General features: G+C 57.5%; 11 protein-coding genes. 7 read left to right on the top strand and 4 right to left on the bottom strand.

The genetic code is table 11. The features are described from left to right. Positions 1–1119: 1119 nt before the first annotated feature. Positions 1120–2466, top strand: coding sequence for a replication initiation protein (locus tag K226_RS0115035; RefSeq protein ID WP_024815585.1), 1347 nt, complete (start codon positions 1120–1122; stop codon positions 2464–2466). Between the two features lie 867 nt (positions 2467–3333). Further along, positions 3334–3819, top strand: a complete 486-nt coding sequence (locus K226_RS19885) for a hypothetical protein (RefSeq protein WP_162150982.1) — start codon at positions 3334–3336, stop codon at positions 3817–3819. A gap of 180 nt (positions 3820–3999) precedes the next feature. Here the strand turns inward: K226_RS19885 and K226_RS0115045 are convergent, their stop codons facing one another. The 3 genes from K226_RS0115045 to K226_RS0115060 all read right to left on the bottom strand — a co-directional run bounded on the left by K226_RS0115045 (position 4000) and on the right by K226_RS0115060 (position 8052). Beyond that, positions 4000–4947, bottom strand: a complete 948-nt coding sequence (locus tag K226_RS0115045) for an IS5 family transposase (RefSeq protein ID WP_024815587.1) — start codon at positions 4945–4947, stop codon at positions 4000–4002. A 203-nt stretch (positions 4948–5150) separates the two neighbouring features. Then, a complete protein-coding gene (locus K226_RS0115050) occupies positions 5151–5342 on the bottom strand; it encodes a substrate-binding domain-containing protein (protein ID WP_024815588.1) in 192 nt (63 codons plus the stop codon). Between the two features lie 1747 nt (positions 5343–7089). Beyond that, on the bottom strand, positions 7090–8052 hold the full coding sequence (locus K226_RS0115060) for an IS5 family transposase (RefSeq protein ID WP_024815589.1): 963 nt from the start codon (positions 8050–8052) through the stop codon (positions 7090–7092). A 273-nt stretch (positions 8053–8325) separates the two neighbouring features. On the opposite strand from K226_RS0115060, the gene K226_RS0115065 reads away from it, so the two are divergent. Then, positions 8326–9123, top strand: a complete 798-nt coding sequence (locus K226_RS0115065) for an enoyl-CoA hydratase (protein WP_024815590.1) — start codon at positions 8326–8328, stop codon at positions 9121–9123. A gap of 17 nt (positions 9124–9140) precedes the next feature. Further along, complete coding sequence (locus tag K226_RS19080) at positions 9141–10298, top strand: CaiB/BaiF CoA-transferase family protein (protein WP_051463550.1); 1158 nt, start codon at positions 9141–9143, stop codon at positions 10296–10298. A gap of 72 nt (positions 10299–10370) precedes the next feature. On the opposite strand, the gene K226_RS19085 is transcribed toward K226_RS19080, so the two are convergent. Further along, positions 10371–10943: a TetR/AcrR family transcriptional regulator gene (locus K226_RS19085; protein ID WP_051463552.1), complete on the bottom strand. Its 573-nt coding sequence runs from the start codon at positions 10941–10943 to the stop codon at positions 10371–10373. Between the two features lie 103 nt (positions 10944–11046). On the opposite strand from K226_RS19085, the gene K226_RS0115075 reads away from it, so the two are divergent. Genes K226_RS0115075 through K226_RS0115085 form a run of 3 tightly spaced genes read left to right on the top strand, consistent with a single transcriptional unit; the run spans position 11047 to position 14666 of the window. After that, entirely contained in the window at positions 11047–11835 is a 789-nt protein-coding gene (locus tag K226_RS0115075; protein ID WP_024815591.1) for a crotonase/enoyl-CoA hydratase family protein, read from the top strand. Between the two features lie 5 nt (positions 11836–11840). Further along, entirely contained in the window at positions 11841–13646 is a 1806-nt protein-coding gene (locus K226_RS0115080) for an acyl-CoA dehydrogenase C-terminal domain-containing protein (RefSeq protein WP_035242059.1), read from the top strand. Between the two features lie 36 nt (positions 13647–13682). Next, positions 13683–14666, top strand: coding sequence for a tripartite tricarboxylate transporter substrate binding protein (locus K226_RS0115085; protein ID WP_024815593.1), 984 nt, complete (start codon positions 13683–13685; stop codon positions 14664–14666). Positions 14667–14767: the final 101 nt, after the last annotated feature.

Below are 14767 nucleotides of genomic sequence, written 5' to 3' on the forward strand. Positions count from 1 at the left end.
TGAGTCTTTACAGGGACCTTACACGGCGTGGCAGCGAGATATATTCGCGCACTCGCGTCACATCACGATAAAGGTGAGCCTTTTCAGGGACGTCGCGCCTCAATATGTCGCCCGCCACGCCAGGACTACTTCAGCTAAGGTGAGATTCTTCGGGGACCATGTTGTTGAGAACTTCACCAAAAAAAACTCCTAGAGTGAGTGCCTGCTATCAGTAAAGTTGTTGATTTATAAAGACTCCTTGAACAAGTCAACTGAATGGTGAGCTTCTACAGGGACTAATTTAAGTATGTCTGACAAACACATACGTCAAGTTGGGTGTTACACGGGCCTAGAGGCCGCTTGAAAGCGGAGACAAGGCCGGAACAGTCCAATAGTGAGTTTTGACCCGCCTGACGGGCGAAATGCAAGCGAAAGGTGAGCTCCATCGGGGACCAGAGGAAATCCATCGACTCCATGGCGAATGAATTCTCCAATCCAAAGTCTGTTACGACAGGCGATGGATCAGGCACCAAGGTCGCGTCATTCAGGAGGGAAGGGAAGGGCCCGCTTAGCGCTGTGGGGGACTCTTGCCATGGTCGAATCAGACCGGGATGTTGGTGAGCCCCCCTGAGTTTCTTCTTCGGTTTTTTTTGGTGACGGTTTTTGGCTGCCTGGCGGTTTGTATTTCTCAAGAATGGATGCTGGCGCATTGAGTATCTTTTTGAGAATACCCTTGGATCATTTGAATACAAATTAGGATCGGTCAAATGCAGCACTGGTGCGGGGTAGCGCCCAACTCGGTGAGTGGATTCAGGGACCTAGGTGAGCATCTACAGGGACTCAGGTGAGGTTCACCGGGGACTAAACGGAATTTGGGTGAGCTTCTACGGGGAGCATAAGTGAGTGGATTCAGGGACTATGGTGAGCATCTACAGGGACTTGGTTTCCTGCACCTGTTGGATAAATGCCTGAGGTTTAAAGAGAAGCTATCAAATCGATCGGTGAGCGCGGTATGATCTCATCGAAAAGTGAAAAAGCGATGGGCTCATACAAAGGTGAGAAAACTTTGTGAAATTTTCACCGATGATGGGGCCGTGGCCACCGTGAAAGTGATGGGAAGGTGACACTGAAAGGCTGTCGATGGCGACAAGGAAGAGCAAGGCTCGAAGCAATGCGCTGACGACCCTCGAATCAGGCGATCTAAAGCAATTCCGAAAGACAAACGAAGCTATCGGTCTTCGTGTCGTCGAAGGCAACCTGTCTTTGCTTTCGCGCAAGGTCTTCAATGTGATGATGTATCACGCGCAGGAGATGAAGGAGCCCGGACTCAACGCTCCCATCAACACACCGGCTGCAAAGAAGTATTTTTGGATTCCGTTGTCGGACCTTGCTCGAGACGCGGCATACGACAGTAAAGATGTCCAGTACCTCAAGCGACAACTGGAGGACCTGCAGAACATCAAATTGCTCATGGAAAACGAGCGCCAGTGGACCAGTGAGCGCTTGGTTTCGTCGGTAACATTGGTGAACCCAGAGGGATTCAATAAACACTCTGGCCAAGTATGGTTCGGTTTCGCTTTCCCGCCGGAGGTGCATGAGCAAGTGATGGCACCGAGTACTTATACGCGGTTGTCAATCGTCTATCAAAGTTCGCTCAAATCCGGCTCGGCCCTTGCTCTCTATGAGATCTGCAGGCGATATGCCACCAACCCATCGAAGTTGACCTTCATCCAGAGCTACGAACATTGGTACGGGGTCATCACTGGAAATCCGATATCCGCCGAGGCGCCACCGGTCTATAAGTATTTCAAGCGTGACACGATCAAGCCAGCTATTGCTGAGATCAATGCGCTGACCGACATCAACATTGAGCTCGTTGAACATAAGAACGGCCGCAGGGTGGAAAAGCTTCAATTCCGAGTCGAGCAAAACAAGCAGCCGCAGCTCGAATTCCCCGCACCTCCAGTGATCGATGCGGAGTTGATCGGAAGAATTATGAAGTTCGGTTTCAGCCAGGCGGACGCGTCAGACTTGGCCGCGCAGTACCAAGAAGACGTCATCCGAGCTGCCATCTCCCGCGTGGAAATAAGAGCCGAGTCCACCAGCATGAGCCCACTTGGCACTCCGGCAGGGTATTTCCGATGGACACTCCAAGACATTTCTAGAAATCCGAATTCTTTGCAGCTAAGCTCTCCAAAGTCGATCTCTAAAAAGAACCCTACAGGTCCATCGGTGATGGAAAAGTTCCTCGCTGCACGCGCGCAAGATGCGTTGGCCGTCTATAAAGAGCTCGATGAAAAGGAGCACAAGCAGATCTTCGACGCGTTCAAGGCTCAAAACCAGAACAAGTCCATCAAGCTTGATAAGGGCATCGAAAGCGCCATGATCCGTTCCCTCTTCTCAACCTGGTATGCCAAGGAGCTATGGGGCGAACCTACAGCCCAAGCTCTGGCACAGTTCATTGAGCAATTTCAGCCCGCAGCATAACAACGACGTCTACCGTTTGCGCAATTCTTCGGGGGAGGGGGCAGTATTTCCATCGTGAGCAAACCTCACAGGTGCATCGGCATACAGTGCCGATCTTCGCTGGCGATTTGGCCGGCACATGAACGCACACTACATGATTGTGTTGTCTGGTTATTGAGTATTCAGTCTTTGATCGACTTTTTCTTTCAATTTCTTATGCGCGGCCTTGGGATATGAGATGGCATGATGATTTATTTTTTATCTCTTCATGTAATGTGCATTCAAAACAACAAGAAAACTCTATGTCGCACGAGCCTCTGCAGCAGAATCACCTCCCATCCCCTGTACCGATGCCTTTGGGACCAGAGGTGTTTGAGCTTTGGTTGGACAACCGAGCCAACGACGATCGCGATTGGCTGACTCCTAAGGGGGCGGTTCTTTATCGGCTAATTTGGAAACGCTGGCTTACGTCACTGAGTCAACATGCGAACAACGATGGGCTAGCTATGTCTGGCACCGCTTGGCACAAGGCCACTGCCGTAGACGTCCACAATTTCATAAACGGCAGCTTACGGGCCTCAAAAAAACAAGGTACGGTCAGTCCGATCACTCGCAGGCGGTACTGGAGCGCCATTGACCGAATCTACCGATTCGCGCTGTCACAGAAGTGGGTGAATGCAAATCCGGCTCTTGGCTTGTTGGGGGAGGACATGCCGCCAAGCGAGGATCCCAAGGGAGCCATCCTCACAGATGCGCTCTGGAAGGCGGCGTTCGCTGCCTTCCCTGTGGGTGAAGACCTGATTGAAAGGCGCAATCGCGCGATATTGATGGCAATTTTTTCATCTTGGACTTGCTCCCAGAGAGATCCGACAACTGACGGTAAAGGACGTGTTGATCGAGGGAGGTGAGGATCCACGCAAGTCAATTCCGCATGACAAGATCTCAGCGTTGCGGGTAGAGAACGAAATACGCGGAGTTCACAGGGTCATGCACGTGCCGGCGTCAGTGGCGAAAGCCCTCGAAGAATGGCTGTCTGCCCGTCAGTGCTATGAGCCGGCGCAGAATCATGAGGTGCTGTTTTGTTCGCGGAAATCCCCATCCATGTCCATGCACGCGCTGTTGTATCTGGTGACTAAAACCATTCGAACGGCATGCCAAAGCAGTAACCTGCCGTATCCCGCGCGTCTGGGACCACAGGTTGTCCGAAATACCGTCCTGGTGCGATGGCTCAATGGTGACTTCACGGTCGAACAAGTGGTGAAGGCTGCAGGTCTAAAGAACGCAAGAGGGCTGTACCACCTTCGTGACTTGGTGCACCACGAGGTGCGCGTTGCCATCTCAAAACACATGCATGACGGGATCGATCTGATCTGAGCGAATAGTGCGTTTCTTCGTCGAGCCACCCCGCGCCCCGAAGGCAGGCCCAGTACGTTAAAGAGGGAGACTCCCTGGATCAACCACCAGGCTCGACCTCCAGATCGCAGCAAACATAGCCTGATGGGCTTTGTTGCACAAGTCGGAAGGCAGACGAGATTACCCCAGCCCCAGACGCAACTATGCCATGGCACCCACGGGCACCGTGCTCGGGCGCCCGAGTTGCGTGAAACGGTTGAGCAGAGCCACACGCACATGCAACTCCACCACCTGCCGCTCAAACGTGCGCGCCATCACCCGTTGGCCCAGGCGTTTGAAGCAGTGCATCTTGGTCTCCACCAGACTTCTGCGGTGATAGTCGCTCCACTTTTTCCAGATGCTGCGCCCCAATCTGTCACAGGCTCGCAGCGCTTCGTTGCGCGCATGCGCTCCCACCAGGGTCGCCTTCCACGTCTGGGCGTTCTTGCGCGGGGGGATCACCGCCTGCGCATTTCGCTGGGCAATCGCCGCATGGCACGCCTTGGTGTCGTAGGCACCGTCCCCACTGACGCTGGCAATCGGCTCATCGGGTGGTATCTGCTCCAGCAACTCGAGCAGCATGGGCGCATCGCCCACGCTGTTGTCGGTCACCTCGATGGCCCGGATCTCCAACGTGTGGGCATCAACACCCAGGTGCACCTTGCGCCACTGGCGCCGGTACTCGGCCCCGTGCTTCTTGCGTTTCCATTCGTCTTCGCCAAGGAACTGAATGCCGGTGCTGTCCACCAGCAGTTCCAGTGCGGTGGTACTGGCTCGGTAGGGCAGTTGTACCTGCAAAGTCTTCTGGCGTCGGCACACGGTGCTGTAGTCGGGCACCCGCCAGTCCAGGCCTGCCAGACGCAGCAGGCTTTCAACCATGCCCAGGCTTTGACGCAGGGCCAGACCGAACAGGCACTTGATGCCCAGACAGAACTGGATGGCTGCGTTGGAGAAGATGTGCTGGCGCCCGCGTTTGCCGCTGGATGGGGCGTACCACTGCATGCCTTTGTCCAGCCAGATTGTCAGCGACCCTCGGGCTTTGAGCGCGGCGTTGTACTCTGCCCAGTTGGTGGTCTTGTAGCGGGCCTTGGACCCCTTCGGTTCACTCATGTCTCGAGGTTACCAGCTCAGCGGACTGGCTTTGTGCAACAAAGCCGTTTGAGACAGGCTGGTGGCAGATTTTCAAGAGCTCTTTCAGTCGCTACATGTCGGCGTCATTGATGATCCGTCTGTGGATCACATCAAGTCTTGAAACCTGACCACTTTGGAGGTAAGCGTTCTTATCGTTGCTTCTGAAACGGTCGAAGTCGGTACTATGCGCTCGCGACGACAGCTTGATTTCGGGGTGCGGCGCAGGACTCACGAATCAGGAGTTCGGTTGGCACCTCCACGCGCACTTCCTGCGCGTCTTCGCCGGCCTTGAGCTTGTGCAGCAACAAAAGCGCCGCTTCCCACCCGAGGGCATATGCGTCATAGCGGATCACACTGATCGACGGCGTGGCCACTGGGCCACCAGTGTCGAAGCGGGGGCAATGACAAGATGGCCTGCACAGTCTCGAAATGCCTGCAGCCGGTCAAACCGATCGCCAAAAGATGCTCAATAAACGAAATATCACCTATTGAGAGGGTTCACCAGTGGATGCGCTCGCTGAGTGCGTCGAAAACCAAACGTTTGCGTATTAAAAGAAGGTTTTACATACCGCTCTGGTTATTAAAACTGCCGTTTTATTGATAGGAAATAGCTATGACACCGCTAATAGCTGGTCTGAGGAGGGTTTTTGGTGGAAATAGTTGACAGTTGCCTAGTTGCCCGACAGAAAAGTTGACAGTGGCCGAGTTGTCAAGCAGAAATAGTTGACAGTGAGCGAGTTGTCAAGCAGAAATAGTTGACATCGGCCGAGTTGCCAAACAAATCCGACTGAGATTGATGATTGATTTCGCGATTTAGTTGACAGAGGCCGAGTTGCCAAACAAAAAAAAACGGTCGGACTGATGCAGTTATAGGAAATGTCTTTTTAGCCTATCAAAATGACGCCATCCGCAATAAACCAGGGGGGAAAGGGCGCCAGGTCACCAAAGGCCATGAATGATGACAACTTGTTGATCGATAAGTCAAAAGTACGTCTACATCCGTTGACTTTGCGAGGAGAAACTCAAAAATGCGGGGCCAAATCAACAAATGGACAACAAATGTAGGCGTACTCGGCTGCGAATGCTGACGAGTTGTAGACAACGCCTTTCTCGCCTAGGGTGCTGAAATATTGAGCAGTCGCCGTAGGATTTCTCCGGTTTTGAGTTGACAGCGGCTTGTCTCTGTAACGTGTAGAGAGGTCCAAAACGTGCGTAAAAAGGGGGTTTTTTGAGGCCTGCTTTTCAGCTCGGAGTGCCGCGTCTTGATTGGGGGGTGAGTTGGGGGTGTTGGGGGCGTGGCGTCAGGCAAACTTTGCTCGCAGCTTGCGATGGACCGGTGCGGGATCATGGCCTGGGACGCTGGTGAGGGGGTAGGAGTGGAGGCAGGCGAGGAGGCCGCTGCCTTGCATGGGGGCATCGGAACAGCATGGCAGCCGTAAGCCCAAGAGGAATCATGAACCGCTGGCGCACCACAAAAAACGTCACCAGTTAATGGTCGAATAAATATCGCCATGAAGGCGGCGTGCATCAATGGGACTTTCAAACAAGCGCATGGACTCAAGGGTTTGATTTCGCCAGGCGCGAGGTGTTGGCTGCGCATTGGTCTGGTTTGTTGATGGTAGCGGTGCTGGTTTTCAATGGTTGCGGATTTAGCCCGGCCTCATGGATACAGGTTCCGACATTAATGAGAATCCGTAGGGTCATTGGCCAATGCAATTCTCTGGATGGATGCTCGGTTAATTAGTATGAAAATCGTTGCAAGCCACCGGGGGCGTGCGACGCTTTTCGAAACCAAAGGATATCTGCCTTGTGCCTGAGCAGGGAAACACACGCGACAATGTGCGTGGTGCCAGTACCGGTGCCGATTCCAATAAAGCCGGCCACACCCTACTATGATTCCTTTGCAGCAGATGGGTACGGCCCAACATCGGCCGGTGTTTCGGTCTTTTGAATGGCTCCTTACTAGGGATGTCCTGAACAACTCGGACTCATAAGTGCTACAGGGTCGATGTTTTTCAGATGATGCAATTGCGGCCGTTTTCTCGCGTCTTCGCGCCATTTTTCACGCCCTTTGGGTCATTCGCGCCGCTTTTGCGGCCCCTTGCCTGTTTGCAGGCGCACTCATCCCTGCGCCGCCAGCAATTGGTGGCGCGCCATCCACAGGTTCGATAGCGCAAACAGCGTCTTGAGCTGCAGCGTGTTCTTCTTGAGCCCCCGGTAACGCACCTTGGTATAGCCAAACTGCCGTTTGATCACCCTGAAGGGGTGCTCCACTTTGGCACGGATGCTGGCTTTGATTTTTTCCACTTGATCTATGAGAGCGTCAATAGGGTTGTTTTCCTTGTCCCGCTCTTTGCGTTTGCCTGGGCGCATCGCCACATGCCAAGTGACATCCTTTATGGCATCCGGGCGCTTTTGCGCGCCTTGGTAGCCAGCATCACCAAAGACGTCTTTCTCCTCACCATGGAGCAAGCTGTTGCCCTCTACTACGTCAGACACGTTGCCCGATGTGCCGATGACGGTGTGCACCAGACCCGAGTCTGCGTCCACGCCAATGTGGGCCTTCATGCCAAAGTGCCACTCGTTGCCCTTTTGGCTTGAGTGCATCTCTGGATCGCGCTTTTTGCCCTTGTTCTTGGTCGAGCTCGGTGCCGCGATCAAGGTGGCGTCCACGGCAGTGCCCGCCTTGAGCAGCAGGCCCTGGGCTGCCAGAAGTTCATTGACGGTGGCCAGAATCTGATCGGCCAGTTTGTGCCTTTCCAGCCGGTGGCGAAAGCGCAAGATGGTGCTCTCGTCAGGCATTCGCCCATGGGCATCAAGCCCTGCAAACTCCCGGTAGATCGGGGTGTCAAAGAAGGCTTCTTCCATCGCCAGATCCGACAAGGTGAACCACTGCTGCATGCAGTGGATGCGCAGCATGGTCTCCAGTGCAAAGGGTGGGCGACCGTTCTTGCCTTCGGGATAGTACGGGGTGATGAGTTCGACCAACGCAGCCCAGGGAACCACCAGATCCATCTGGGCCAGCAGTTCCTGCTTGCGGGTCTTCTTGGTACTCAGGTTCAGATCAAGGCTGCTTTGCTTCATAGCCGTGAGATTGCCATTGCCTGCTGACTCCTACCAAACAAGGGGGGAGGTTTTGCAGGATTTCCTTAACTATTTACGGATAAGTTCTAAGCGGAGTCGGCATTCAGTCGCTCCCACGCTGCTGCCCACTGTCCTGCGGGCTGAAGTCGCCAGTGCCATCGCTGGCAAAACCCTCCGGTGCGAATTTCTTGGCTTGACAAAGCCGGAGTGAGTTTTGCATACTTAAGAAGTATGATGATTATCATCATATTTTTGATGATCACTGGAGACGATATGGACTTTCAACACATCACCTATGAGAAGCTCGGCGCGGTTGCGCGTGTGTCTCTGAATCGCCCGCAGGTACGCAACGCCCAGGACAGGCTGCTACTGCGCGAGCTGGATGCGGCGGTCAAGGATGCGGAGGCCGACAAGGAGATCCGCGTCGTCGTCATCGCCGCCGTGGGCGATCATTTCTCGGCTGGGCATGACCTGAAGTCCTCAAAGATAGAGCGCCCCAACCCCACTGTGGAGGAGCGCTGGGACTACGAGGAGGAGCACTTCTTCGAGTACTGCATGCGCATCCACGACCTGAAGAAGCCCACCATCGCCCAGGTCCAAGGCGCCTGCATTGCCGGGGGATTTATGGTGGCGAACATGTGCGACCTCATCGTGTGCTCCGAGGATGCCTTCTTCTCCGATCCCGTCGCCCACTCCATGGGGACGGCGAGCCTGGAGGTGTTTGTCCACCCCTGGGTGATGAGCATGCGCAAGGCCAAGGAGCTTCTTTTCACGGGGCGGCGCCTGGGCGCGAAGGAGGCGTACGAGATCGGAATGATCAACAAGGTCGTACCCCGCTCGGATCTGGAAAGCGCGACCATGGAACTGGCGAACCATGTCGCCGCTGCGCCACCGTACGCGGTGCGATTCGTCAAGAAGTCGCTGAACAGGACCTGGGATGCGCAGGGCTTCAAGGTCGTACTTTCGGCGCACTTCGACGTGCATCAGCTGTCCCATATGACGAACGAGTTCCAGGCGCACCTGGCCAAGGGGCTGGACAGCACCATCAAGCGCGCGAAAGCCGTTTCCTGAGCCGGCCGGGGACTGTCATGGAAACACGCAGACTGCCTCTTGATGGCGTTCGAGTGCTGGACTTTTCGCGCGTCATCGCGGGGCCGACCTGCAGCATGGCGCTTGGAGACCTGGGGGCCGATGTCATTAAGGTCGAGCACCCGGACCGGGGTGATGACACGAGAGACTACGGCCTGCGGGTCGGCAGGACGGAGACGACCTATTTCAATAGCATGAACCGGAACAAGCGCTCCATCACGCTGGACCTGCAGCGCGAGGAGGACCGCGATACGGCCAGGGAACTGGTGCGCCAATGCGACGTGGTCGTGCAGAACTTCAAGGCCGGTGGCATGGCGAAGATGGGACTGGCTTACGAGGACCTGAAGGCGATCAAGCCGGACATCGTCTATTGCTCGATCACGGGCTATGCCAGCGACGGCATGGAGGCACAGCGCCCGGGCTATGACATCGTCATTCAAGGCGAGGCCGGCCTCATGGCCATCAATGGAGACGCCCACCTGCCGCCCTTGAAGTTCGGGACGGCGATCGTTGACATGGTCACGGGGCTCTATGCCGCGCAGGCGGTCCTGGCCGCCTTGTTCGACCGTCAAAGAACGGGCAAGGGGCGCCACATCGAAATGGCCTTGTTCGACTGCGGAGTGATGATTACCGCCTTCTACGGCCTGGATGCGCTTCTTACGGGAAAGGACCCGGCTCGTTGCGGCAACAACCATCCTTCGATCGTCCCGTATGGCGTATTCGATGCGGCCGATGGTCCGCTGGTCATCGCGGTTGGCAACAACGCGCAGTTCGGCAGGTTCTGCGGCATTCTCGGGCGACCGGAACTGGCCGACGATGAGCGCTTTCGCACAAACATCCTGCGCTCGACAAACAGACAGGCGCTGGTTCCGATCCTGATGGAGGAGGTGCGCCAACGCTCCCAGGACCAACTGCTGGTGCAACTGGCAGAGGCGGGTATTCCGTCGGGTAAGGTTCTAGGACTGCTTGAGGCGCTGACCTCCGGACGCGCGCAAGAGGCGGGGCTGGTCACGGTCCAGCCGCACCCGGACGCCGGCCAGACGCATGTGCTGAGTTCGCCCTACCGCGTGGATGGGGAGCGGCTGGGGGTGCGCCTTCCTCCTCCTCAGCTGGGCGCCCATTCCCGTGAGGTTCTTGAACAACTCCTGGGCCGTTGACCGGGGCGCGCAAGCCAGCACTTGCGCCGCTCGGGCCGGGCGCACCAAGACGCACCCGCTTTCCCATCTGGTCTATTTGCCGCTGCCGAACGAGTCGGTCAGAAATGCCTTGACCTGGTTCAGCAGCTGATCCGACCGTTTCGTGTCGGTATAGACCCGCGACAACATCAACGCACCCACCATCGCACTCACGGCCACCATCGCGTGCTTTTCATCGTGGTCGGGCAGTGCCGCAGCCACCTGTTTGAAATAGGACTCGATGTGAGCCTCCATGACCTTCCTGGCGGCTTCGTCGCCGCGGCTGACCTCCGCGGCCAGCGCCGAAATGGCGCAGCCACTGTGGCGGGAGTCGCGATGCCCCCTGCTCAGGTAGCTCTTGACCATGCTCACGAAGTCTCTTGGCCTTCCCTGGGCGGCCGCGGCTCGGGCGCTGGCTTCGCCATCGACAAGCGCCCGCTCCAGAGCTTCGGTCACCAGTTCCGAGCGCGATGCGAAGTGCCCATAGAAGCCACCGTGTGTGAGGTTCACACTGCGCATGAGCTTGTTCACGCTAATGGAGTCCAGGCCTTCTGCGCGGACTTGTTCGGCGGCCTTGTTCAGTATGCGTTCTCGTGTGGTGAGGGTCTCTACGGGGGAATCACTCATGGATAACTCCTCGATGGCGGTTGACATGTGCAAAATTTTGCCACACACTGATAATGATGATGGTCATCATCATTACTTAATGTTAGCAATCTAGGAGATATCAATGACTGAGTCAGTAGTTCCCGGTACCGTCCGCCATGAGCGTCATGGTCGCATTCTCAAAATCGTCATCGACAACCCAGGCAAGAAGAACGCGTTCAGCCCGGAAATGATGATGGAACTGGCGCAGGCGCTGACGCTGCTGGATGAGGATCCGGAGCTCTGGGTGGGGGTCGTGTGCGCAGCCGGGGAGCATTTCACCGCGGGCCTGGACATGCCCAAGTTCTTTGGCCCCAAGGCAACGGCAAAGCCCCGCACCAAGGAGACGGTGGATCCGATGGGGCTGGTGCGCCAATGCACGAAGCCGATCGTGACCGCCGTCCAGGGCATCAACTACACCATCGGGATTGAAATGATGCTGGCCGGCGACATCGTGGTCGCTGCCAGCGATACACGTTTCTGCCAGATGGAGTCCAAGCGGGGTATCGCCCCGCTGGGCGGCGCGCACTTCCGATACGTGACGCGGGCCGGCTGGGGCAATGCCATGTACCACCTGATGCTGTGCGATGAGTTCACGGCGCAGGAGGCCTACCGCATCGGCCTGGTTCAGGAGGTCGTGGCGCCGGGCGAGCAGATCGAACGCGCGATGCAACTGGCAGAAACCATTGCGAAGAACGCACCCTTGGGCATACAGGCCATGAAGCAGGCGGGCAAGAAGTTCATCGAGGCCGGCGAAGCCGCCGCCATCGAGGCCATCCCCGCTATCCGAGCCAAGGTGATGGGCAGCGAAGACGCGGCCGAAGGCATCAAGTCCTTCGTCGAACGGCGCCCAGCGGTCTTCCGTGGAGCTTGACAGGTATGGCCACGATCTACAAAGCCCCGGTGCAGGACTATGTGTTCCTGCTCCATGATGTTTTCGGCCCGCGTTTTCCTGAGTTGATCGGCGAGCTGACGGCCGATGACACCAGTACCCTGCTCGGAGAGGCGGCGAAGCTCTTGGAAGAGGTGTGGGCGCCGCTGGACGAGGTGGGCGACGCACAGGGATGCACGTTTTCCGACGGTGCGGTGACGACGCCCAGCGGCTTCAAGAATGCCTTCGACCTCTACCGCAACGGCGGCTGGAACAGCATCAGTGCCAGCGTGGAGGACGGCGGCGGCGGCCTGCCGAACGCGATGGCCCAGGCACTGCGCGAGTTCACGAGTTCCGCCAACAACTCGCTGGGCCTGTACTTCGGGCTGACGAATGGAGCGCATGCGACCATCCGCCGCAATGGCGAGGACTGGATGCGCCGGCATGTGGTTCCACGCATGACCGTGGGGGAGTGGACCGGAACCATGTGCCTAACGGAGCCGCACTGCGGCACCGACCTGCGCCTGATGAAGACCAAGGCCGTGCCCCAGCAGGACGGCAGCTACCGCATCTCCGGCACGAAGATCTTCATCTCCGCCGGTGACCACGACATGGCCGGCAACATCGTGCACCTGGTGCTGGCGAAGGTGCCGGATGCCGACGGCCGCGTGACGGACGCCCTCGGCAGCGTCAATCTGTTCCTGGTTCCCAAGTGGAACGTCGATCCCGCCACCGGCGAGCTTGGCGCGCGCAACGGCGTCACCACGGGTGGCATCGAGCACAAGATGGGGCTCAAGGGCAATGCCACCTGCACCATGAATTTCGAGGAGGCCATCGGCTACCGGATCGGGGGCAGCAAGGAAGGGGCGGGCAAGTCCAGCTCGGCGGGCATGAGCGGCATGTTCGAGCTCATGAACCATGCGCGCATCAACACCGGCATCCAGTCCCTCGGGTCCGCGGTGCGGGCCCACGGCCATGCCGTGCAATACGCCAAGGAACGCCTGGCCGGGCGGGCGCTGGACCCGGCGCAGCGCAGCGCAGGCGTCGCGGATCCCATCATCTGCCACGCCGATGTGCGGAGGCTGCTGCTCAAGCAGGCTGCCTATATCGAAGGTGCGCGGGCACTGGCGCTCTATGTGCGTGCCACGCAGGATGCCGTGGGCGAGTCGCAGGCGCACGACAAGGCGATCGGGGTGTTTCTCACGCCCGTGGTGAAGGCCTACCTAACCGACAAGTCCTTTGAAGCCACCAACGATGCCCTTCAGGTGATGGGCGGGCACGGCTACATCCGCGAAAACGGGTTGGAACAGCTGGTGCGCGACGCCCGGATATTCCAGCTATACGAAGGTGCGAACGGGGTCCAGGCCTTCGACCTGGCCGCGCGCAAGCTGAAATCTGCGGACGGTTGGGCGGCATTTGGCAGCTATGCCTCCGAAGTCGAGCAATGCGCCGAGCAGGCCTTGGGCGATCCGTCGCTGAAAGCCATGGCTGCCGCCTTGATGGAGGCGACCGCGGCCGTCCGTACTTCGGCGCAGTGGATCACGGACGCCGGCAGGAAGCTGAACGATGCGCCCGGTGCTTCCTATGACTTCCTGCGAATGATGGGCATCCATGCCTTCGGCTACATGTGGCTGGTGATGGCAATGACCGCCGTGCAGGCCGTGGCGGATGGATCGGGAACCGATTTCCACCGCCGGAAACTGGCGCTGGCCCGGTACTGGATGGAGAAAGAGTTGCCCATGTTGTCAGCGTTCGGGAAGTCCATTGCATTCGGTTCGGAATGCCTGATGGATTTGCCGGCCGATCTCGTGTGATGGTGAATCTGAAAATCAAATACTTAGGAGATGACGATGAAAAGACGTGAATTTGTGCGCCTGGGTGTCGGTACAGCCGTCGGCGGCGCGGCCGGGGCTATTCCTTTGGCGCACGCCCAGTCGGGCGCATTCCCCAACAAGCCGATCAAGATCATGGTCGGGTTCGCTGCCGGTGGCGTGACCGATCTCGTCGTGCGGGCGCTTGCCGAGGCCGCAGCCACCACGTTAAAGCAGCGCGTGGTCGTGGAGAACAAGCCGGGTGCCGGAGGCGTGTTTCCCAGCCAGCAACTGCAGACCAGTCCTGCGGATGGCTATACCCTGGGTCTGGTGGTGCAGTCGGTGTACCGGCTTCCGTACATTATGGATATCAAGTGGAATCCGGCCACCGATCTGGACTACGTCCTCCGATTGACGGGGTTCACCTGGGGCATCGTCGTGCCGGCAAAGTCGCCGATCAAGACTTTCAGCGACTACATCGCCTATGCCAAGGCGCACCCGGGTGAACTGAGCTATGCCACCTCCGGGGCCGCGACCACGCAGCACCTGACGATGGAGCAGATTTCCCGGCAGGCAGGCGTGACGCTGAATCACGTTCCCTTCAAGGGCACGGCGGAAGCCATTCCGGCGCTGCTGGGCGGACATGTCATGTCCATGGCCGACGCATCGACCTGGGGCCCCTATGTGGATGCGGGAGAAATGCGCTTGCTGGTTGTCTGGAGCGAGAAGCGGATCCCCAAGTATCCGAATATCCCGACGCTGAAGGAGCTTGGCATCAACCTGGTTCAGACCTCTCCGTGGGGACTTGCGGCGCCCAAGGGAACGCCGCCACAGGTGATCAAGACGCTGCACGATGGCTTCAGGGCGGCCATGGATGCGAAGGTCTTCAAAGACATTCTCGCGAAATACGACATGGAGCCTCAGTACCTCAATGGAGAGGCATACAAAGCGTTTGCGGCAGAGCAGATTGTTCGCGAGAGCGAAATATTGAAATCCCTTGGTTTCAAGCGTGGAGGTGCCTAAGGCAATGCTGATCAAGTAGCGTCAACTCCATTGCACAGCCATTTGAATGCCAAATGGCCCGCAAAGATGCCGGACTTTGCCCCACAGGGCCTGTTTCGGGA

The organism is Acidovorax sp. JHL-3 (assembly GCF_000526295.1).
GTDB lineage: Bacteria > Pseudomonadota > Gammaproteobacteria > Burkholderiales > Burkholderiaceae_C > Acidovorax > Acidovorax defluvii.

What these genes read in the sequence shown, in the direction of transcription:
- K226_RS0115035 (WP_024815585.1), top strand. Translation starts at nt 1,120, where the DNA reads ATGGCGACAAGGAAGAGCAAGGCTCGAAGCAATGCGCTGACGACCCTC.
- K226_RS0115045 (WP_024815587.1), bottom strand. Translation starts at nt 4,947, where the DNA reads ATGAGTGAACCGAAGGGGTCCAAGGCCCGCTACAAGACCACCAACTGG.
- K226_RS0115060 (WP_024815589.1), bottom strand. Translation starts at nt 8,052, where the DNA reads ATGAAGCAAAGCAGCCTTGATCTGAACCTGAGTACCAAGAAGACCCGC.
- K226_RS0115065 (WP_024815590.1), top strand. Translation starts at nt 8,326, where the DNA reads ATGGACTTTCAACACATCACCTATGAGAAGCTCGGCGCGGTTGCGCGT.
- K226_RS19080 (WP_051463550.1), top strand. Translation starts at nt 9,141, where the DNA reads ATGGAAACACGCAGACTGCCTCTTGATGGCGTTCGAGTGCTGGACTTT.
- K226_RS19085 (WP_051463552.1), bottom strand. Translation starts at nt 10,943, where the DNA reads ATGAGTGATTCCCCCGTAGAGACCCTCACCACACGAGAACGCATACTG.
- K226_RS0115075 (WP_024815591.1), top strand. Translation starts at nt 11,047, where the DNA reads ATGACTGAGTCAGTAGTTCCCGGTACCGTCCGCCATGAGCGTCATGGT.
- K226_RS0115080 (WP_035242059.1), top strand. Translation starts at nt 11,841, where the DNA reads ATGGCCACGATCTACAAAGCCCCGGTGCAGGACTATGTGTTCCTGCTC.
- K226_RS0115085 (WP_024815593.1), top strand. Translation starts at nt 13,683, where the DNA reads ATGAAAAGACGTGAATTTGTGCGCCTGGGTGTCGGTACAGCCGTCGGC.